Source organism: Spiroplasma endosymbiont of 'Nebria riversi' (genome assembly GCF_018831625.1).
In the GTDB taxonomy this organism is placed as follows: domain Bacteria; phylum Bacillota_I; class Bacilli_A; order Mycoplasmatales; family Nriv7; genus Nriv7.
The window spans coordinates 168345-190047 of the sequence record NZ_CP065193.1; the positions used below are offsets into that span (position 1 = coordinate 168345).

General features: G+C 26.3%; 21 protein-coding genes and 6 pseudogenes. 14 read left to right on the top strand and 13 right to left on the bottom strand.

Features of this window, described 5'->3' with window-relative positions; genetic code table 4:
* Window positions 1-64: 64 nt before the first annotated feature.
* Window positions 65-2590 (bottom strand): ligand-binding sensor domain-containing protein, encoded by a 2526-nt coding sequence (locus tag I5Q57_RS01265; protein WP_215826446.1) that lies wholly within the window; start codon window positions 2588-2590, stop codon window positions 65-67.
* A gap of 314 nt (window positions 2591-2904) precedes the next feature.
* Between I5Q57_RS01265 and I5Q57_RS01270 the strand changes: the two genes are divergently transcribed.
* Window positions 2905-4067, top strand: a protein-coding gene (locus I5Q57_RS01270; RefSeq protein WP_215826447.1) for an IS3 family transposase whose coding sequence is annotated in 2 segments (ribosomal slippage) — window positions 2905-3145 and window positions 3145-4067 — 1164 coding nt in all. Because the reading frame shifts where the segments join, the coding sequence is not laid out codon by codon here.
* A 29-nt stretch (window positions 4068-4096) separates the two neighbouring features.
* Here I5Q57_RS01270 and I5Q57_RS01275 read toward each other — a convergent pair.
* The 3 genes and pseudogenes from I5Q57_RS01275 to I5Q57_RS09815 all read right to left on the bottom strand — a co-directional run bounded on the left by I5Q57_RS01275 (window position 4097) and on the right by I5Q57_RS09815 (window position 5207).
* Entirely contained in the window at window positions 4097-4408 is a 312-nt protein-coding gene (locus I5Q57_RS01275) for a helix-turn-helix domain-containing protein (RefSeq protein WP_215826448.1), read from the bottom strand.
* Window positions 4408-4779: a hypothetical protein gene (locus I5Q57_RS01280; RefSeq protein ID WP_215826449.1), complete on the bottom strand. Its 372-nt coding sequence runs from the start codon at window positions 4777-4779 to the stop codon at window positions 4408-4410. Before I5Q57_RS01280 ends, I5Q57_RS01275 begins: the two co-directional genes overlap by 1 nt.
* A 14-nt stretch (window positions 4780-4793) precedes the next feature.
* A pseudogene (locus tag I5Q57_RS09815) lies at window positions 4794-5207 on the bottom strand (ParA family protein).
* Between the two features lie 220 nt (window positions 5208-5427).
* Between I5Q57_RS09815 and I5Q57_RS01295 the strand changes: the two are divergent.
* Window positions 5428-6544, top strand: a protein-coding gene (locus I5Q57_RS01295) for an IS3 family transposase (protein ID WP_369806551.1) whose coding sequence is annotated in 2 segments (ribosomal slippage) — window positions 5428-5706 and window positions 5708-6544 — 1116 coding nt in all. Because the reading frame shifts where the segments join, the coding sequence is not laid out codon by codon here.
* A gap of 244 nt (window positions 6545-6788) precedes the next feature.
* Window positions 6789-7274: a spiroplasma phage ORF1-like family protein gene (locus I5Q57_RS01300; protein WP_215826452.1), complete on the top strand. Its 486-nt coding sequence runs from the start codon at window positions 6789-6791 to the stop codon at window positions 7272-7274.
* Window positions 7275-7582: 308 nt separating this feature from the next.
* On the opposite strand, the gene I5Q57_RS01305 is transcribed toward I5Q57_RS01300, so the two are convergent.
* The 8 genes and pseudogenes from I5Q57_RS01305 to I5Q57_RS01335 all read right to left on the bottom strand — a co-directional run bounded on the left by I5Q57_RS01305 (window position 7583) and on the right by I5Q57_RS01335 (window position 12805).
* Window positions 7583-8239: a transposase gene (locus I5Q57_RS01305; RefSeq protein WP_246534707.1), complete on the bottom strand. Its 657-nt coding sequence runs from the start codon at window positions 8237-8239 to the stop codon at window positions 7583-7585.
* A gap of 102 nt (window positions 8240-8341) precedes the next feature.
* A pseudogene (locus I5Q57_RS09820) lies at window positions 8342-8455 on the bottom strand (hypothetical protein); the annotation flags it as partial.
* Complete coding sequence (locus tag I5Q57_RS01310; protein WP_215826453.1) at window positions 8409-8564, bottom strand: hypothetical protein; 156 nt, start codon at window positions 8562-8564, stop codon at window positions 8409-8411. The gene I5Q57_RS01310 and the pseudogene I5Q57_RS09820, both read right to left, overlap by 47 nt.
* A gap of 101 nt (window positions 8565-8665) precedes the next feature.
* Window positions 8666-9777 (bottom strand): annotated as a pseudogene (locus tag I5Q57_RS01315) (IS3 family transposase).
* Between the two features lie 128 nt (window positions 9778-9905).
* On the bottom strand, window positions 9906-10106 hold the full coding sequence (locus I5Q57_RS01320; protein WP_215826454.1) for a hypothetical protein: 201 nt from the start codon (window positions 10104-10106) through the stop codon (window positions 9906-9908).
* Between the two features lie 5 nt (window positions 10107-10111).
* Window positions 10112-11035, bottom strand: a complete 924-nt coding sequence (locus tag I5Q57_RS01325) for an energy-coupling factor transporter transmembrane component T family protein (RefSeq protein WP_215826455.1) — start codon at window positions 11033-11035, stop codon at window positions 10112-10114.
* A gap of 13 nt (window positions 11036-11048) precedes the next feature.
* Window positions 11049-11945: an energy-coupling factor transporter ATPase gene (locus tag I5Q57_RS01330; RefSeq protein ID WP_215826456.1), complete on the bottom strand. Its 897-nt coding sequence runs from the start codon at window positions 11943-11945 to the stop codon at window positions 11049-11051.
* The gene (locus tag I5Q57_RS01335; RefSeq protein ID WP_215826457.1) at window positions 11930-12805 is read right to left on the bottom strand and encodes an energy-coupling factor transporter ATPase; all 876 of its coding nucleotides are present in this window, start codon (window positions 12803-12805) and stop codon (window positions 11930-11932) included. The genes I5Q57_RS01330 and I5Q57_RS01335 overlap by 16 nt, the downstream gene beginning before the upstream one ends.
* Before the next feature lie 241 nt (window positions 12806-13046).
* Here I5Q57_RS01335 and I5Q57_RS01340 point away from each other — a divergent pair, with 241 nt between their 5' ends.
* Window positions 13047-13277 (top strand): helix-turn-helix domain-containing protein, encoded by a 231-nt coding sequence (locus tag I5Q57_RS01340; protein WP_215826458.1) that lies wholly within the window; start codon window positions 13047-13049, stop codon window positions 13275-13277.
* Window positions 13278-13404: 127 nt separating this feature from the next.
* On the opposite strand, the gene I5Q57_RS01345 is transcribed toward I5Q57_RS01340, so the two are convergent.
* Entirely contained in the window at window positions 13405-13890 is a 486-nt protein-coding gene (locus tag I5Q57_RS01345; protein ID WP_215826459.1) for a DDE-type integrase/transposase/recombinase, read from the bottom strand.
* Between the two features lie 360 nt (window positions 13891-14250).
* Here I5Q57_RS01345 and I5Q57_RS09825 point away from each other — a divergent pair.
* The 10 genes and pseudogenes from I5Q57_RS09825 to I5Q57_RS01385 form a co-directional block, all read left to right on the top strand.
* Window positions 14251-14355, top strand: a pseudogene (locus tag I5Q57_RS09825) (helix-turn-helix domain-containing protein); the annotation flags it as partial.
* 33 nt (window positions 14356-14388) lie between these two features.
* Window positions 14389-14535, top strand: a pseudogene (locus I5Q57_RS09830) (IS3 family transposase); the annotation flags it as partial.
* Window positions 14536-14540: 5 nt separating this feature from the next.
* Complete coding sequence (locus I5Q57_RS01355; protein ID WP_215826461.1) at window positions 14541-14993, top strand: hypothetical protein; 453 nt, start codon at window positions 14541-14543, stop codon at window positions 14991-14993.
* Between the two features lie 274 nt (window positions 14994-15267).
* The gene (locus I5Q57_RS01360; RefSeq protein WP_215826462.1) at window positions 15268-16620 is read left to right on the top strand and encodes a Sapep family Mn(2+)-dependent dipeptidase; all 1353 of its coding nucleotides are present in this window, start codon (window positions 15268-15270) and stop codon (window positions 16618-16620) included.
* 17 nt (window positions 16621-16637) lie between these two features.
* Window positions 16638-18350 (top strand): AbgT family transporter, encoded by a 1713-nt coding sequence (locus I5Q57_RS01365; protein WP_215826463.1) that lies wholly within the window; start codon window positions 16638-16640, stop codon window positions 18348-18350.
* A 214-nt stretch (window positions 18351-18564) separates the two neighbouring features.
* Window positions 18565-19629, top strand: coding sequence for an ankyrin repeat domain-containing protein (locus tag I5Q57_RS01370; RefSeq protein WP_215826464.1), 1065 nt, complete (start codon window positions 18565-18567; stop codon window positions 19627-19629).
* A 17-nt stretch (window positions 19630-19646) separates the two neighbouring features.
* Complete coding sequence (locus I5Q57_RS01375; protein WP_256444900.1) at window positions 19647-20615, top strand: IS3 family transposase; 969 nt, start codon at window positions 19647-19649, stop codon at window positions 20613-20615.
* A gap of 101 nt (window positions 20616-20716) precedes the next feature.
* Window positions 20717-20872 carry a hypothetical protein gene (locus tag I5Q57_RS01380; protein ID WP_215826466.1) on the top strand — a complete coding sequence of 52 codons (156 nt, stop codon included), beginning with the start codon at window positions 20717-20719 and terminating at the stop codon, window positions 20870-20872.
* 10 nt (window positions 20873-20882) lie between these two features.
* Window positions 20883-20942, top strand: a pseudogene (locus tag I5Q57_RS10005) (hypothetical protein); the annotation flags it as partial.
* Window positions 20943-21041: 99 nt separating this feature from the next.
* Complete coding sequence (locus tag I5Q57_RS01385; RefSeq protein WP_215826467.1) at window positions 21042-21698, top strand: transposase; 657 nt, start codon at window positions 21042-21044, stop codon at window positions 21696-21698.
* Window positions 21699-21703: the final 5 nt, after the last annotated feature.

Consider the following 21703-nt stretch of genomic DNA (forward strand, 5'->3'; position numbering starts at 1 on the left):
TATTGCAGGTTTTCAAAAAATAAACGCAAGAATAATAACGGCAAAAAAGATTGTTCAGTTCATGTTATTTGTTTTTTTCTTGCTCTTCTTTTTCGTCGGCTTTCATTTGGACGATGTCTTTTTCCGTTTGATTTTGGAACGCTTCGACTTTTTTCTTGCGGATTGGTTCTAAAATAAACGGCGTAACCACAAACTTTTTAAATAATCAGCCAAGAAGAAGTAAACCTGATAAGGCACCTATGATTACACCGATGATATTTCATCCAGTTAGTCCACTTTTGTTATTGTTGGATGGCTTATTATTTTCAATTTGTAAGGTAAAGTTGTCTGATTTTTCAGAACCATATTTAACAGCAATGTTTACTTTTTCATTTGGTTTAATTTCATTTTGGTTAAGTTCAAACGAAACTTTTTTAAAATCATAATTGCTGGTGTCAACCTTATCAATTGTGATGGTCTTTTGCATTTGGGTTTGTAATTGCGCTATTACTTGCTCTTTTGTCAGTGCTTCTTCGGCAGCAAGTTTACCATTGGTTTTAAATCATTTTGCAAGAGAATCGGCAAGTTGACTATCACTAGCTTGGTGGTGTCAATTTTTGCTTTCTTCAAACAATTTATTTAGTTGCCGAACAGAATAACCGCAAATGTCATCGCGTCCATTGGCTTTGGCTCATATTTCAAATTGTTTGCCATTATCAGTATCAAAATATTTTGGGATTGCTTGTTTTGACGAGATTTGTAAATATAAGTTGTTTGTATGACCTAGATTGTCTGATAATTCAACAACATATTTTCCGTTGCTTCTTGCTAACTGTGAGCCATCTAACACAACGCCATTTGTTGAATCAATTGAATTATGTTGTGATGTTTTATTTCATTGTTCATCACAACCATACACAACCCCATTTATTACACTATTTGGAGTTGGTTTAAGCATTGTAATTTTACTTTCACTATTTGCATAGTAGAATATATTAACTGGGTTTGTAATGGTGTCGGTATCAATTTGTCCAACATAATCTTTAACAACTTGTGTTGTTTGCACTGTTGGTTGGAGGTCAATTTTTAAATCAACGATTGTTGCTAGTACAATATTGTATTTAACCACAACTGAACCTTGATAACTTTTACTGTCTGGTTTCGCGGTTAAGATTGTCGAATGATTATCTTTTTTGTCAAATTCAATTTGTGAAAAATCAACTTGAAGCGAATTTTTTTGGCTAATTGCCGAGATGATAGTTTTGTTATTGTTATCTAACATATTCCCTAAATTATTGTCATCGCTAAATTTAATCACCTTATCTAAGTTTTCTTTGACAATTGGTTTAGGCGGGTTAATTTTAGCCTGCATTGAGACCATAATTTCACTCGTGTATTGTTTACCATTCAAAGTAAAAAACACTTGTAAATTATGGTCTTTTGTACTTATTTCGGGTTTAACATTGATGTTTCATTGTTTATTTGTTTGAATTTGTTGGACATTATCAAATAAAACTTTATCAATGGTTGGGTTAGTAATTTCAATGTTTAACTCCCCATCAACGGCAATTAAGTCAGGGCGAATTCAAGTCTTTGGCTTGTTGTTATCAACCAAATTAAACCGACTTTGCTGTTTTACTCAATCTAAAATAGTAGTAATATAATTTAATCTATTATCTCCGCCAAAATAAACATTGTTGTTGTTATCGATCGCAATTGATGAAACATGTTTACTACTACCTTTTATCGGTGTTGCAGTTTTTGAACCCTGCTTTAAAACAAACACACCTTCATAAGTTCCAAAATAAACATTATCTTTACTATCAACTGAAACGGAATTAATTCAAGGAAAGATACCATTAATTTTGGTTAGACCTGTTGAACCCTGCTTTAAAACATAAGCACCATAATCACTACCAAAATAAACATTGTCTTGTTTATCAATCATAATTGATGAAATATTATCACTACTACCTTTTATTGGTGTTGCAGTTTTTGAACCCCGCTTTAAAACATAAGCACCATAATCACTACCAAAATAAACATTGTCTTGTTTATCAATCATAATTGATGAAACATGCTCAGTTATACCATTAATTTTGGTTTTGGTATTTGAGTCAGCAGACAACTTATATGCTCCATTGCTTACACCAAAATAAACATTGTCTTGTTTATCTATAAAAATAGATTTAATATCATCATTTATTTTATCAATTTTTTTGGCATTTACTTCTCCGTTTTTTTTAAAAAAAACACCTTTATCAGCACCAAAATAAACATTATTATTACTATCGATAGCAACTGAATAAACGCGACTATTTATTCCATTAATTTTGGTTAGCCTTGTTGAACCCCACTTTAAAAAAAAAGCACCTTTATCAGCACCAAAATAAACATTATTTTGTTTATCAATCATAATTGATGAAACATTATCGACATCACCGAAATAAGACATATCAATTTTCGTTGGTGGTAGATAGTCGTTATTTGAATTAGATGTTAATGTATTGACATCGCGTTTGAAACGAGTTAGAGGTGCGTTGGCACGCAATGGAGCGGGCAAGCTTGCTATTAAGGTGGATATTGATAATAAACTAAGTAATTTTTTCATTTCATTATTTCCTTTCTGATAAATAAAGAGAATATCACACTGCTGATATTCCCATAGGTAATTATGTTAAAAAACCAAATAAATCATTATTTTTAAGTTAGGTTTTTGATATAATTGTCTATGGAAACACAGAACTTTTGCGGGATTTTGTTTCCTTTTATTTATTTAATTATAAGATAATTATATACTTTTTATTTACATTTTGTATATATTTTTTATAGAAAAATAATTTTTGGATAGGTTACAACAGGTTAGACCATATTTATGTGGACTTTCAAATAAAATAAAATTATTAAGAAAGTAGGAAGATAAACATGGGGAAAAACTCATATTCAAATGAATTTAAAAAACAAATTGTCATGCTTTATCAAAACGGAAAAAGCATTGATGAAATTATTAAAGAATATGGAATTTCAAAATCAGCCGTATATCAGTGAATTGAAAATTTTAATAATTTTGGGTCATTTAAAGTGCAAGATAATCGCACTATCGAAGAAAATGAATTAATTTACTTGCGAAAAGAAAACCAACAATTACGAATGGAAAATGACATTTTAAAGCAAGCAGCACTGATAATTGGCAAAAAATAGGAATTATTAACAATAATAAAGAAAAATATTCCGTGCTAAAAATGTGGCAAATATTAAAAATAGCAAGATCAACATATTATTATCAAACTAATAATTGTGTTAAGTATGATGTTAATAATTATGAAGAAGAAGTTATCAGTGCATTTAATAAAAGTCGTAAAATTTATGGTGCTCGTAAAATTAAAGCTGTTTTAATGAGAAAAGATATGATCTTATCACGTCGAAAAATCAGATTCCTTATGATCAAAAATAATTTGGTTTCTAAATACACCAAATTAAAATATCGTAATCACAAAACAATGGTTAATAATGACCAGATTAGTAATGTTTTAAATCGTCAATTTAATAACAAAAAACCTAATGAAGTTGTTGTTAGTGATTTAACATATGTTCAAGTTGGAGGAAAATGACATTATATTTGTTTATTAATTGACTTGTTTAATCGAGAAATAATTGGCTATAGTGCCGGACCAAACAAAACCGCTGAACTAGTTCAACAAGCTTTTCATAAAATAACACGACCATTAAATAAAATAACTTTATTTCATACTGATCGTGGTAATGAGTTCAAAAATAAAATCATTGATGAAATTTTAATAACCTTTAATATTAAAAGATCATTGAGTGCGAAGGGTTGTCCTTATGACAATGCTGTGGCTGAAACAACTTACAAAACTTTTAAAACGGAATTTATCAAGGGTAAAAAATATGAAAATTTAACACAATTAAAATGCGAATTATTTGATTTTGTTAATTGATACAATAATCTTAGAATACATGGCTGTTTAAATTATTTAACGCCTGTTGAATTTAGGAAAATGGAAGTCTACATAAAAAGTGTCCAAAAAAGGGTTGCCATACCATTTTATAGTTTTATAAACATTTAATATATACAAAATGTAAATATATTTATAAATTATTTACTGTTTCTTCAATTTTCATAAATTGTATTTATAGCATTGCGATATATTGTTGATTTATCTATTTTAAAACCACTTTTTTTCATTTCTTTATACTTATCTTCTATGCTTTCATAACTAGATATTGTTATAATAGTTCTTTTCTCTTTTTCTTTTACTAATTCTTTGTTTAAAAAATAATTTATTTCTTTGTCTTGTTTTTTTATTTCACTATTTTTACTTAAAACTTGTTGAGTTTTTTTGCTTTTTTCGCTATTTAAACCCAAATCTAAAGAATTCATTAATTTTTCATTTAATTTTTTAGCCATTATAATATCTCCTTTTGTAATAGTTCCTTAGTAAGCAAAAAGAAGGGACTTTTATCTGTTAATGTAGGATTTGACATCATAGTATGTTTTTCTAAATTTATTGAAGATGGAATAATTGTATTTAAAATTATAGTTGAAAATCCTGATTGTAAAATTTGTTCTTTAATAAAATTATGATTTTTATTTTTTTTAAAGTTATTTAAAACAATAGAATTCATATTATTACTTAAATTTAATCCAATTTTTTTTCATTTTTCTAAATAATTTTTATAATCATTTAGAAATGTTTCTATACCTTCAAAACTAAATTTGTGTGGAACTATTGTAACTACAATTTCGTCTACACTTAAAAAAACATTTTCTGTTATCAAAGTATTTGTAGGATTTATATCAAAAAAATATAATCATATTTATCTTTTAAATAGTCTTTTATTTCTTTTAAATTGTTTTTTAAAATAAAGTCTGAAGCGGTTTCTGAATTTAAAACTTGCAGAGTTTTTTTAATTAAATTTTTATACGCAGGAATTATATCAATATTTTTATAATTTGATTTTTCAATTGAATTTTTAAAATTTTCAGCTTTATTTTTTTGTAAACTATCAGGCATAAATCAATAATTCATTAAACTTTATTTTTCTTTGTCTTGCTCATTTCTAAAAACTCCAGTTAAATTACTTTAGGGGTCAATATCAAACAATAATATTCTCTTCCCTGGTTTTGCTAGGGCGCGCACCACACCTACCGTTAATGTTATTTTTCCAACCCCACCTTTTGAATTGGCAAAAGTAATCATTTTCATATTAAAAATCTCCTTATTTTTATATTTATATTTTGTATATAAATACAACAAAATAAATATTATTTCATCATAATTATATCATTAATATATACAAAATGTAAATATTTTAATTAAACTAATAGTTTACCTTTTTTCTCTTTTAAAATGGGTAGGTCACAATAAGTTGGACTATATTTATGTGGACTTTCAAATAAAATAAAATTATTAAGAAAGTAGGAGGATGAAAATGGGGAAAAACTCATATTTAAATGAATTTAAAAAACAAATTGTCATGCTTTATCAAAACGGAAAAAGCATTGTTGAAATTATTAAAGAATACAGAATTTCAAAATCAGACGTATATCAGTGAATTGAAAATTTTAATAATTTTGGGTCATTTAAAGTGCAAGATAATTGCACTATCGAAGAAAATGAATTAATTTACTTGCGAAAAGAAAACCAACAATTACGAATGGAAAATGACATTTTAAAGCAAGCAGCACTGATAATTGGCAAAAAATAGGAATTATATTAACAATAATAAAGAAAAATATTCCGTGCTAAAAATGTGGCAAATATTAAAAATAGCAAAATCAACATATTTTTATCAAACTAATAATTGTGTTAATTATGATGTTAATAATTATGAAGAAGAAGTTATCAATGCATTTAATAAAAGTCGTAAAATTTATGGTGCTCGTAAAATTAAAGCTGTTTTAATGAGAAAAGATATTATCTTATCACGTCGAAAAATCAGATTCCTTATGATCAAAAATAATTTGGTTTCTAAATACACCAAATTAAAATATCGTAATCATAAAACAATGGTTAATAATGACCAAATTAGTAATGTTTTAAATCGTCAATTTAATAATAAAAAACCTAATGAAGTTGTTGTTAGTGATTTAACATATGTGCAAGTTGGAGGAAAATGACATTATATTTGTTTATTAATTGACTTGTTTAATCGAGAAATAATTGGCTATAGTGCCAGACCAAACAAAACCGCTGAACTAGTTCAACAAGCTTTTCATAAAATAACACGACCATTAAATAAAATAACTTTATTTCATACTGATCGTGGTAATGAGTTCAAAAATAAAATCATTGATGAAATTTTAATAACCTTTAATATTAAAAGATCATTGAGTACGAATGGTTATCCTTATGACAATGCTGTGGCTGAAACAACTTATAAAACTTTTAAAACGGAATTTATGAAGGGTAAAAAATTTGAAAATTTAACACAATTAAAATGCGAATTATTTGATTTTGTTAATTGATACAATAATATTAGAATACATGGCAGTTTAAATTATTTAACGCCTGTTGAATTTAGAAAATGACAGTCTACATAAAAAGTGTCCAAAAAAGGGTTGCCATACCAATTCAAATCGGTTTCTTTTATCGTTCGTTAATTACCTTTTATCCCAAAAAATATTTAATCAATGTTACTGGTAATTTGGAATTATTACTAAGAAGTTATTTCTTTACTTTTGATAAAAAACGCATCAAGAAAATTATAATGCTATTAAAAATAATAACAGCATCTATCAAATTGAATTTAATGTCCTTAAATCTTATGACAATAAACTCATCACCTTGCCAACCAACAAGACTGTTAATAGTATTAATTATCTCAATACTGATATTGATATTCGTTATGGTATTAATATTTTTACCTTAACTTTTCCGCTTTATCACAAAGGTAATGCCTATAACTACAATTTTAAAATTTATGACTTTAATGTCTTAAATTCCACAGCGTTTATTCCTGACGGTTCAACCAACTCAGAATGAGATGACTTAATTCCGCCGGCAAATTGCAAATATTCAGGGCGATGAATACCAACATTTAACGATATTGGTTGTGCGATTCAAAATGCTAGTATCAAAATGCTAAATTGAATGCTGACAGCGTCACAAATCATTACGATTTTACGCCCGTTAGCAGTTATTGCGAAAGCAACAGTTAACTTTTCAACTGCCATTTTTCCAGTTTTTAAAACGGTGCCAGCTTTTTACTATACCTTTCAATTTTTAATTGGTTTTGCCATTTTTCTAATGATATTAAGAATTTTTGTATAATTATATATATATATATATATATATATTGAAAAAATAAAATAAAGGAGTTAAATTGGTCGCGTTTAGTTTTCTTAGGTATTTTTTTGAAGAAGTAAAACAATCAGCTAATTATATTATTTAATTACTAAACTAACCCCGCCTTTCTTGTTATTGTCATTTTTATTCACTACCATTTTATCATATTATTGAATTTTTACACAATAAAAAATTTTTAATTTTGTCGAAAACTCTTGATAAAATAAAAACAATCATCAACTTGATAAGTTTAAAAGGCTTTTATGTAAAATTACTATTTTTACTTTAATTTTTTATACATTAAAATATAATACCGCTGTTTGTTGGTTTGGAGTTAAACCCTTATGTTGGTATTTTCATTTTCAGAGATTTAAATAATTTTGAATATTAGTAAAACCTAAACCATGATAATAAATTACGGCTTCTTTAAGACTGGATTGTAATTTACTGATTTTATTTAAGTTACGATAACTAGCTTCAGGATTAATTGTTGTTTTAGTTACACATAAAGTAGAATTTGTTTGTTTTGCTACTAAAAAATATAATTTTTGCATATCAGAAGTAATAATTGAATTTTGGTTAATTAATTCTTTGTTCATATTTTCAATAACTCATTGTTTTTGTAAACGTTTGGTGTTTGTGGATTTAACATAAATATTGTTATTATTATCAACTGCCATTTGAATACAGCATTTAGTATTAGTTGCGAATGGGTCAAGGTAAATTCTTCGTGGATCAGTTTTATGTTTGAAATTTCCTTTATAAATTTCTTTAATAAATGTTTCATTGATTTGGATTTTACCAGATAATTTTTTAAATTTTAATTGGGTATTTTCTAATTGTTTTGATTTCATTAATTTTTGACGATTATATCAAGCAGTTTTTAATGTAGTTTTAATAAAACGAGAAATTGTTTTACTAGATTGCCCCAACAATGAAATTTGAATCAATAAATTTCATTGTTCATAATTTAAATGACTTCAATAAATAAAATGATTACAAAAAGCGTCAAAGCTTGCGCGGCAATTTTTACATAAATATTTTTGTTTTCCTTCTGAATTATGTCCATTTTTAACGCAATGGTAAGATTCACATTTAGGGCATTTAATACCTTGTGCTCTAAATTTTTGATCAATTTCATTTAAACGTTTTTGTTTTTTTATTAATTCTTCTTGTTGTTTGACTTTTTAATAAAATTCTAAAAATTGATCATCTGTTAAAGTATTTACTAGTTCTTGAATTATTTTTTCCATAATTATTATCCACCTCTATCATATTAAAAATATACCTAGAATTAAGTATATTCAATAAATATCAAGATTTTTCTACAAAATTAAAAGAATAGTTTGGTATGGCAACCCTTTTTTGGACACTTTTTATGTAGACTGTCATTTTCTAAATTCAACAGGCGTTAAATAATTTAAACTGCCATGTATTCTAATATTATTGTATCAATTAACAAAATCAAATAATTCGCATTTTAATTGTGTTAAATTTTCAAATTTTTTACCCTTCATAAATTCCGTTTTAAAAGTTTTATAAGTTGTTTCAGCCACAGCATTGTCATAAGGATAACCATTCGTACTCAATGATCTTTTAATATTAAAGGTTATTAAAATTTCATCAATGATTTTATTTTTGAACTCATTACCACGATCAGTATGAAATAAAGTTATTTTATTTAATGGTCGTGTTATTTTATGAAAAGCTTGTTGAACTAGTTCAGCGGTTTTGTTTGGTCTGGCACTATAGCCAATTATTTCTCGATTAAACAAGTCAATTAATAAACAAATATAATGTCATTTTCCTCCAACTTGCACATATGTTAAATCACTAACAACAACTTCATTAGGTTTTTTATTATTAAATTGACGATTTAAAACATTACTAATTTGGTCATTATTAACCATTGTTTTATGATTACGATATTTTAATTTGGTGTATTTAGAAACCAAATTATTTTTGATCATAAGGAATCTGATTTTTCGACGTGATAAGATAATATCTTTTCTCATTAAAAAAGCTTTAATTTTACGAGCACCATAAATTTTACGACTTTTATTAAATGCACTGATAACTTCTTCTTCATAATTATTAACATCGTACTTAACACAATTATTAGTTTGATAATAATATGTTGATTTTGCTATTTTTAATATTTGAAACATTTTTAGCACGGAATATTTTTCTTTATTATTGTTAATATAATTCCTATTTTTTGCCAATTATCAGTGCTGCTTGCTTTAAAATGTCATTTTCCATTCGTAATTGTTGGTTTTCTTTTCGCAAGTAAATTAATTCATTTTCTTCGACAGTGAGATTATCTTGCACTTTAAATGACCCAAAATTATTAAAATTTTCAATTCACTGAATATACGGCTGATTTTGAAATTCCGTATTCTTTAATAATTTCAACAATGCTTTTTCCGTTTTGATAAAGCATGACAATTTGTTTTTTAAATTCATTTGAATATGAGTTTTTCCCCATTTTTATCTTCCTACACTTTCTTAATAATTTTATTTTATTTGAAAGTCCACATAAATATGGTTCAACTTATTGTAACCTATCCAGATTGTTAATTGATGCAATCATCTTAGAATACATGGCAGTTTAAATTATTTAACGCCTGTTGAATTTAGAAAATGACAATCTACATAAAAATTGTCCAAAAAAGGGGCGCCATACCAAAACTCACAATTAAAAGCACTAGTAATAACTGCCATTAATGAACCTTCAACAGTAATTTTATTATTTTGACGGGCCCAACCCCAATATTTGCTACCATCATAACTAATGGATAATAAATAAGAAACCATTATTTTTAATATTCTATTAAGCGTCAAACAAACTGATCAACATAACGCATCGGTTTTCAAACATCACAATGATTTAATCAATCACTACCAATATTAGTAGATAATACCACCACTGATGCTAAAAAACAAAGAATTAAAATTAAAATGAATACATCTAAAAATCCAATCCGATATTGACAAAATCGCGTTCTTTTTTGATGTGGGTCATAACCCCGAGCATCCATTGCATAAGCCATATCCTCAGCTTTTTGAAATGATGATACTAGTAAAGGAATAATTAAAGAAACAATGGACTTAATTTTATCTTTAAATTTACCATTTTTAGAATCCATCCCTCTTGATGCTTGTGCTTTTTTAATTCGCATTGCTTCTTCAAATAAAGTTGGTAACATTCTTAATGCCATTGAAATGATAATTGAAATAATATGAGCAGGAATTTTAATTAACTTCAAAGGTCACATTAAATCTTCCAAAGCTAATATTAAATCCAATGGTTTTGTTGTTGATGTCAAAATCGTTGTTACTAAGACCATCAAATAAATTCTTAAAGGAATATATAATGCCGTTAAAATCGCTTTTCAAGACACAATAAGAATCTTAAACTTAGCTGGTTGATATATGAGACCCACTGTCTCTCAACGTGGTTGTTTATCCGCATCAAATTCTGGTTTAATAAGAAAGAAATTTAATACTAATAATACTAAAGTTACAAAAATAACAAACTTAAATAAAGAAAATAATAATCGCAATGGTAATTTAGAAATAAAGAAAATACTAATAATTACTGTTCCGGTTAAAATATAACCGGTAAAACCAGTATTAATAAAAACCGCTGCAATTAAAGCAATTATTGATAGCATTTTAATTCTGGGGTCAAGGCGATGAACAAGAGAATTATATGGTAAATACCGTCCAAATGATATATTCATAAATTAACTCCTTCTACTTACTATTAATTCTTTGTGCTAATTGGGTTACTAAATCTTCAACAGTCCGAGCATTGATACTAGTAGTATCAAAACCATTATCTTTTAACTTTTGTAAAAAATGAAAAATTTTTGGTGGTTCAATATTAATTTCTTTAATTAATTGAGAATTAGCAAAAAGACTAACCGGATCACTTTGATGATACAATTGACCATTTTTTAAAACAACAACTTCACCGGCATATTGCAAAACATGATCCATATTATGAGTAACAAGAATAATGCGTTTTTTATCTTGTTTATTAAACTTAAAAAATAACTTCATTAACTCTTCTTCACCATCAGGATCTAAGCCAGCTGTTGGTTCATCTAAAATTAAAGTATGACCTTCAATCGCTAAAATTCCAGCAATTGCTACTCTTCTTTTTTGACCACCAGATAAATCAAAAGGCGAACGGGTTAAATATTCTTGACCTAATCCCACAAGTTCTAAATACTTAGCAGCTTTAAGTCGGGCTTCATCCTTTTTAATCCCAAAGTTTAAAGGACCAAACATAATATCCTTTTCAATTGTTTCTTCAAATAATTGATATTCCGGAAATTGAAAAACTAATCCTACTGATTTTCGTAATAATTTTTGCTTTTTAATTTTTCTTTGCTTTGCTTTAATCAGAAAATCACCAACAATAATTTGCCCAGCTGTTGGAATTAATAATCCATTCATATGTTGAATTAAAGTTGATTTTCCACTACCAGTTGAACCAACAACCGCGGTAATAATAGAATCCTTTATTCACAGATTAACATCTTTTAAGGCTTGAAATTGAAATGGACTTTTAGGGGCGTAAATATAACTAACATTATTAAATTTAATTAAATTCGATGGATTATCAATAATTATTTTTTTTGACATATTTGTTGTACCAATTCCTCTTCATATAATGTTTCATCAATGTTAACACCATACTTTTTTAATCCATAAGATACTTTTAAAATAAAAGGAATATCTAAATGAATACTTCTTAAAAAATCAACTTCTTTTAAAATTTCTTCTGGTTTACCAAAACGAACAACTTTTCCTTTATTCATTACTAATACCTTATCAGCATTAATAATTTCATCCATATCATGGGTAATTGAAATAATTGTTTTCTCACGCGATTCTTTTAATTGCACCATAATTTCTTTTACTTCTCTTTTTCCCTTAGGATCTAACATACTAGTAGCTTCATCAAAAATAATTAATTCTGGAGTTAATGCTAAAGCCGAAGCAATCGCTACGCGTTGTTTTTGACCACCTGATAATAATAATGGTTCGTGATCTAAATAACTTTCCATTCCCACCATTTGTGAATATTTCGTAATAATATCCGGCATCAATTTTGGGTCAACACATTTATTTTCTAAACCAAAAGCAATATCATCACGAACTGTTGAACCAATAAATTGATTATCCGGATTTTGAAAAACAATTCCTAATTTACACGAAATTAATTGACTATTTTCTTTAGTTACTAAATTACCAAATACTTCAATGCTACCTTTTTGCGCTTTTAAAACGCCAATAATAATTTTTGATAAAGTTGATTTCCCACTACCATTATGACCAATAATAGTTATATACTCACCGTGATTGATACTAAAACTAACACCATCTACCGCATTAGGATAACTCATACGATATTTAAATTCAATATCTTGTACTTTTAAAGCAACATTATTTTTTCTTGTTAATGTTTCCAATTTTTCGTGGGCTTTTTTTTTCTTTCTCATTAAATATACTCCCAAATATCTAAATAATTAATATTTAACTATTTAATTTTAACACACTAATAAAAGAATGTTAAATAGGAAGCATTAAGCAAACATTAATCGCTACTAATAATATTTATAATTGATTTTCAGCTTCGTTTTTTTGCTTTCTATTTTAACATGGATAGGTTACAATAAGTTGGACCATATTTATGTGGACTTTCGAATAAAATAAAATTATTAAGAAAGTAGGAAGATAAAAATGGGGAAAAACTCATATTCAAATGAATTTAAAAAACAAATTGTCATGCTTTATCAAAACGGAAAAATCATTGTTGAAATTATTAAAGAATACGGAATTTCAAAATCAGCCGTATATCAGTGAATTGAAAATTTTAATAATTTTGGGTCATTTAAAGTGCAAGATAATCGCACTGTCGAAGAAAATGAATTAATTTACTTGCGAAAAGAAAACCAACAATTGGTATTGTAACCCTTTTTTGGACGCTTTTTATGTAGACTGTCATTTTCCTAAATTCAACAGGCGTTAAATAATTTAAACTGCCATGTATTCCAAGATTATTGTATCAATTAAAAAAATCAAATAACTCGCATTTTAATTATGTTAAATTTTCAAATTTTTTACCCTTGATAAATTCCGTTTTAAAGGTTTTGTAAGTTGTTTCAGCCACAGCATTGTCATAAGGACAACCCTTCGCACTCAATGATCTTTTAATATTAAAGGTTATTAAAATTTCATCAATGATTTTATTTTTGAACTCATTACCACGATCAGTATGAAATAAAGTTATTTTATTTAATGGTCGTGTTATTTTATGAAAAGCTTGTTGAACTAATTCAGCGTTTTTGTTTGGTCCGACACTATAGCCAATTATTTCTCGATTAAACAAGTCAATTAATAAACAAATATAATGTCATTTTCCTCCAACTTGCACATATGTTAAATCACTAACAACAACTTCATTAGGTTTTTTGTTATTAAATTGACGATTTAAAACATTACTAATTTGGTCATTATTAACCATTGTTTTATGATTACGATATTTTAATTTGGTGTATTTAGAAACCAGATTATTTTTGATCACAAGGAATCTGATTTTTCGACGTTATAAGATCATATCTTTTCTCGTTAAAACAGCTTTAATTTTACGACTTTTATTAAATGCACTGATAACTTATTCTTCATAATTATTAACATCATACTTAACACAATTATTAGTTTGATAATAATATGTTGATTTTGCTATTTTTAATATTTGACACATTTTTAGCACGGGATATTTTTCTTTATTATTGTTAATAATTCCTATTTTTTGCCAATTATCAGTGCTGCTTGCTTTAAAATGTCATTTTCCATCCGTAATTTGGATAGGTTACAATAAGTTGGGCCATATTTATGTGGACTTTCAAATAAAATAAAATTATTAAGAAAGTAGGGGATAAAAATGAGGAAAAATTCGTATTCAAATGAATTTAAAAAACAAATTGTCATGCTTTATCAAAACGGAAAAAGCATTGTTGAAATTATTAAAGAATATGGGGTTTCAAAATCAGCCGTATATCATTGAATTGAAAATTTAACACAATTAAAATGCGAGTTATTTGATTTTTTTAATTGATACAATAATCTTAGAATACAGGGCAGTTTAAATTATTTAACGCCTGTTGAATTTATAAAAATGACAGTCTACATAAAAAGTGTCCAAAAAAGGGGTGCCATACCAAAATAGTTGAATTGAATTATATAAAAAAGGAAAATCATCAAGAATTAATCAAAACCATTCGTAATGTTGCTAAAAATGAATTAAATAAAGATATTAAAACAAATTTAAGGGAAGCGAGTAATTATTTCAGTAATAATAAGCAAGGTATTCATCATCAAAATTTAGAGTGAAATATCGGTTGTAGCATTGAAAGTGATGTATCACATTTGGTAAAACAACAATTAGGATATGGAGCGAAAATATATAATCATAAGAATTTAAATAATCTATTACATTTAAGAATGGCAAATTTAAACAAATTAAATGTATTACATTATATTAATGAAAATATTAATTCAGAAATAGAAATCAGAAAAGAAATATATAAAAATTCATTATGAAATAAATATAATAATAAAAATGATGATAGTTGAATTAATTATAAAGGTAATATTGTAACAAATAAATATAATAGATTTAAGTAAGTAAAAATATTAGTTAAAATTTAATAAAATTAATAATTTTTGTTGTGTAAAAATTCAATAATATGATAAAATTAAAAAGAATAAAAATGACAATAACAAGAAAGGTGGGGTTGGTTTAGTAATTAAATAATATAATTAGTTGATTGTTTTACTTTTTCAAGGCAATACCTAAGAAAACTAAACGCAACCTAGTTTACTATCTGATTTTAGAAAATATGACAAATATGTTAGAATTAAAGTATTATTATTTTTTAAAAGAAAGGATAAAGAAAAAATGGAATCAGATATTAATGAGCAGCGGTTTAATGCTTTGTTTCAAACTTCTTTGGGAAAAATTAAAGCAATAATTAAAGTACCTTCATTTAGTAATGGTGAGATTAATGAACAATATCCTTATGGAAAAAATGTTCATCAAGTATTAGAGGATGTTATTGATTTAGGTAAAAAACTTGGTTTTAAAACTAAATTAGGAACACAAAATCGTTATGGATATATTGAGTATGGTGCAGGTAAAGAATTAATTGGGATTTTATGTCATCTTGATGTTGTTCCCCCAGGTGATTTATCAAAATGAGAATTTCCTCCTTTTGAACCAACTATTAAAAATGATATTCTTTATGGTCGGGGAGTTATTGATGATAAAGGGCCGGCCATTATAAATTTATTTGCTTTAAAATATTTATTTGATGAAGGTTTTATTCCTCAGAAAAGAATTCGGTTAATTTTTGGCATTACCGAAGAAACAACATGAGATTCAATTAAGCATTATATGAATAATGAAGAAAAACCAAAATTTGCATATACTCCGGATGGTTATTTTCCGCTTGTCTATGCCGAAAAAACGATTTTAAATTTAAAAATTATTGAAAAAAATCCGCAACAAGATTTTACAATAAATGGTGGTGCAGCTTATAATGTTACTTGTGATCAAGCAGAATATCGTGGTTCACAATTAGAAACACTAATTATGGTATTAGAACAAAATAATTTTTTATATAAAAAACAAGATAATAAGGTTATTGTTTTAGGGAAAGCTGCTCACGGTTCAAAACCACAAGAGGGAATAAATGCGGGATTACAATTAGTAATGGCATTAGCAACAATTAATAATGATAGTAAATTAGTTATGTGAATTGCACAACAATTAAGGTTAGACCCCAATGCTATTAATATTTTTACTAATATTGAAGATGAATCAGGCAAGTTAACTCTTAATGTTGGTTTTATTGAAATGAATTCAAAAACTAATTTTATTGGTTGTGATTTTAGAATTCCCGTTCATACAGATGTTAATGTAATTTTAAAAAAATTAGAAGCTTCATTAGCACCATATAATTTAGTAATTGAGCAAGTTGATTTAAAAGAAAAATTATTTTTTGATAAAAACTCATTAATTGTTAAAAAATTATTAAATGTTTATCAGCAAGCAACTAATGATATGTCGCAACCGTTAGCAATTGGTGGCGGGACTTACGCTCGGAGTATGGAAAATTGTGTTGCTTTTGGGGCTATTTTTGATAGTAATACTTCAACTGAACATCAATATAATGAACAAGTTTTAATTTCAGATTTAAAAAAAGCAATGAAAATTTATATTCAAGCAATTATTGCTTTGGATAGTATATAGAAACGGAGATTTTATTTATGGAAGAAAATATTAATAGGCAGCAAAGGACTTGAAAAAAAGTTAGTAACGGTGTTAATAAAGGAATTAATAAATCATTAAATGGTATTGAATGATTAGGAAATAAATTACCAAAACCATTTTATTTATTTATTTATTTGATTATTATTTTAATGTTAGTATCATTAATATTAAGTTATGCTTTACCTGATGGCGTTGTTTTAGAAAAATTTTATGATCGTAATACCCGGCAAGTAGTTGATAAATATCAACTAAAGTTTTTTAATCTTATTGGTCGTGATGGTATTGTATGATGATTAAAAAACTTTATTAGTAATTTTATGGGTTTAGCGACAACAGGAATTGTATTGTTAACAACAGTATTTGTTGGTGTGGCTGATAAATCAGGCTTTATTGATGTTTCTTTAAGAAAAGTTGGTTCTAGTTTACCAAAAGTAATTTTAACTCCGGCTTGCATTTTTCTAGGATGTATTTCATCATTAGCGGCTGATGCTGGTTATTTAATTTTAATTCCCTTGGCAGGCACATTATATTATCGTGTCGGTAGACATCCTTTAACAGGAATGGCGGCAGTATTTGCTGGTGTTGCTGGCGGATTTGCAACATCACTTATTCCGGGAAGCGTTGAGTTTATAATGTCTTCATTAACAAATAATTTTTTAGGTAAGGATTCTACTTATCAAGTAAATCCATTATCAACTTATTATTTTACATTATTACTTTTATTTGTGTTTACATTAATTGGTTGATTTATTACTGAAAAAGTTGTTGATAAAAGAATTATTGCTCATTATCCGATTGCCAAAAGAGATGATTTACAAGTTAATAAAAATTTTCATTTAGATGATCAACAATGAAAAGCAATGTGATTTGTTTTAGGATTTGTGATTATTTATATTATTGGAATATTATTAATGACTTTTATTCCCCAAGCACCATTTAATGGTTTTATTACTAATATTACTCCTAATAAAAAATTAGAACCGAAAGACTATCAATTAACGACACACTTAGTATTAATTATTGGATTTTTATTTTTAGGTATTGGAATAACTTATGGTTTTGCTGCCAAGACATTTAAAACTAAAGATGATATTGTTAATGCTTTAGTTATTGGATTTAAAAAAACTGCTCCAAGTTTAATTTTATTTTTAGTTATGACACAGTTTATTGCTGGTTTTGCGCAATCAGGAATTGATATTGCTTTAGGCTATTATATTGGTTCGGCAATTAACTTTAATAATACAACATTAACTTTATTTGTCTTTATTTTAATCGTAACAATTATTAATTTATTTATTGGTTCAATGTCTGTTAAATGAGGGATTTTAGGGTCAATATTTGTAATGGTTTTATTAAAGTCGCAAATTCATCCAGCGGCCGCAATTGCTGCTTATCGTGTTGGTGATGCTTCAACAAATATGATTTCACCACTAATGCCATACTTTCCTTTAATAATTATTTGAGCAAAAGAATGAATTCAACCAAAACAAAAAGAGAAATTTGAAATTGGTTCAATGATGTCAATCATGTTTCCATATTCACTGTCTTTCTTATTAATAGGAACAATTATTTTTCTCCTTTGAAGTGTTACTGGACTTCCTGTTGGTGTTGATGGTCCAATTTATATTGATATTGTTAGTGGTGATAATATCGTTAAATCAATTATGTTACCAAGAAATTTAATTTATACTGTGCAGTCATCATTGTAATATGTTATTAAAATAAAAAATTGAAGCTAGTAATTAAACAGATATTAAAAGGAAAATAAATTAACCTTGCTATTTTTATTTTATTATTTCATAATATTCTTAGCGACATTAAGGATAGTTAGCTTTTTAAAAACATTTAAGAAGCTATAGCAGTTTGGGAATGTGTTCTGCAATAAAAAAATATCGTTTAAACGATTTATAAATATATTTAAAAATGTTACCACAACAATTACAAGATGAAGTATTAATCATAAAAAATGAGTTTAAAAACTATTTGCAATATTCGGTTATTGAATTAGAAGCTTTAAAAGAGGAATGTATTAAATTACAAAAAAAATTATATTTCTATTATGAAAAAACAGTCGCTTTGTTAACACAATGGAGTTCAAAATATAGTGAATCACCAATCTTTGTTCAAGAAATCCAATACATTAATAATGAAGTTCAAAAAATAACAATTAGCAGAGAACAACTAGATAGTATTATTAATATGATTAATTATCGGATTAAGGCATTAAATACTAATTATACTCAACAAAAGGAAAAGGAAAAGGAAAAGGAAAAGGAAAAGGAAATTTTTAATTTTTTACAACAATTAATTACTATTGAAAATATTTCAGCTATTAAAACATATTTACAAAATACACCGATAAATTTAAATATTGATTGATCAATATTTATTATGGCAATAAGGGTTTATCGCGATGAAAAATCTGATGTAACTTTAGCAATTTTACAATTATTAATTGATTATGGTATTAATATTAAGGCCGTGTATAAAGACCCATATACAGCATTACATTTTGCTATTGAATTTAATAATGCTGCGATTTTTCAATTATTAATTGAAAATGGTATTAATATTAACGCTCAAAATATTAATGTGAAAACAGGGCATCATTTAGCAGTGCAGAATAATAATATTGATATCACAAAGTTATTAATTGAACAAGGTGTTAACATTAATCTGCAAAATAGAGCTGGTGAAACCCCACTTCATTTTGCAATTTTAAAAGGTTATATTGAGACAGTGATGTTATTGATAGAAAATGGTGCTGATATTGAGATTAAAGATAATCAAGGTTATTCTCCTTTATATTTGGCAGTATATATGAATAATATAGAAATTTTTCAATTATTAATAGATTTTGGTGCAAATACTAATAATGAACATTCTGAGCATCAAGCAATGTTAAAAATTGCTCAACAAAATCAAAATAAGAAGATGGTTGCGCTGTTAAAAAGCAATGCTTCTCTTGCGTGTTGCAATTTATTGTAATATTAAGCATTATAATAATGTTTTTAGGATTACATAGAGAAATTTATTTTAAATCTCCGTTTTCTGTTTTAATTTTGTCGAAAAGAAAACCAATAATTACGAATGGAAAATGACATTTTAAAGCAAGCAGCACTGATAATTGGCAAAAAATAGGAATTATTAACAATAATAAAGAAGAATATTCCGTGCTAAAAATGTGTCAAATATTAAAAATAGCAAAATCAAAATATTATTATCAAACTAATAATTGTGTTAAGTATGATGTTAATAATTATGAAGAAGAAGTTATCAGTGCATTTAATAAAAGTCGTAAAATTTATGGTGCTCGTAAAATTAAAGCTGTTTTAATGAGAAAAGATATTATCTTATCACGTCGAAAAATCAGATTCCTTATGATCAAAAATAATTTGGTTTCTAAATACACCAAATTAAAATATCGTAATCATAAAACAATGGTTAATAATGACCAAATTAGTAATGTTTTAAATCGTCAATTTAATAACAAAAAACCTAATGAAGTTGTTGTTAGTGATTTAACATATGTGCAAGTTGGAGGCAAATGACATTATATTTGTTTATTAATTGACTTGTTTAATCGAGAAATAATTGGCTATAGTGCCTGAACAAACAAAACCGCTGAACTAGTTCAAAAAGATTTTCATAAAATAACACGAACATTAAATAAAATAACTTTATTTCATACTGATCGTGGTAATGAGTTCAAAAATAAAATCATTGATGAAATTTTAATAACCTTTAATATTAAAAGATCATTGAGTGCGAAGGGTTGTCCTTATGACAATGCTGTGGCTGAAACAACTTACAAAACTTTTAAAACGGAATTTATCAAGAGTAAAAAATTTGAAAATTTAACACAATTAAAATGCGAATTATTTGATTTTGTTAATTGATACAATAATCTTAGAATACGTGGCTGTTTAAATTATTTAACGCCTGTTGAATTTAGAAAATGACAGTCTACATAAAAAGTGTCCAAAAAAGAGTTGCCATAACAAACTATTCTTTTAATTTTGTAGAAAAATCTTGATATTTATTGAATATACTTAATTTTAGGTATATTTTTAATATGATAGAGGTGGATAATAATTATGGAAAAAATAATTCAAGAACTAGTAAATACTTTAACAGATGATCAATTTTTATAATTTTATGAAAAAGTCAAACAACAAGGAGAATTAATAAAAAAACAAAAACGTTTAAATGAAATTGATCAAAAATTTAGAGCACAAGGTATTAAACGCCCTAAATGTGAATCTTACCATTGCGTTAAAAATGGACATAATTCAGAAGGAAAACAAAAATATTTATGTAAAAATTGCCGTGCAAGTTTTGACGCTTTTCATAATCATTTTATTTATTGAAGTCATTTAAATTATGAACAATGAAATTTATTGATTCAAATTTCATTGCTGGGGCAATCTAGTAAAACAATTTCTCGTTTTATTAAAACTACATTAAAAACTGCTTGATATAATCGTCAAAAATTAATGAAATCAAAACAATTAGAAAATACCGAATTAAAATTTAAAAAATTATCTGGTAAAATCAAAATAGATGAAACATTTATTAAAGAAATTCATAAAGGAAATTTCAAACATAAAAATTATCAACGAATAATTCACCTGTACTCGTTCGCAACTAATACTAAATGCTGTATTCAAATGGCAGTTGATAATAATAACAATATTTATGTTAAATCCACAAACACCAAACGTTTACAAAAACAATGAGTTATTGAAAATATGAACAAAGAATTAATTAACCAAAATTCAATTATTACTTCTGATATGCAAAAATTATATTTTTTAGTAGCGAAACAAACAAATTCTACTTTATGTGTAACTAAAACAACAATTAATCCTGAAGCTATTTATCGTAACTTAAATAAAATCAGTAAATTACAATCTAGTCTTGAAGAAGCCTTAATTCATTATCATGGTTTATGTTTTACTAATATTAAAAATTATTTAAATCTATGAAAATGAAAATACCAACATAAGGGTTTAACTCCAAACCAACAAACAGCGGTATTATATTTTAATGTATAAAAAAT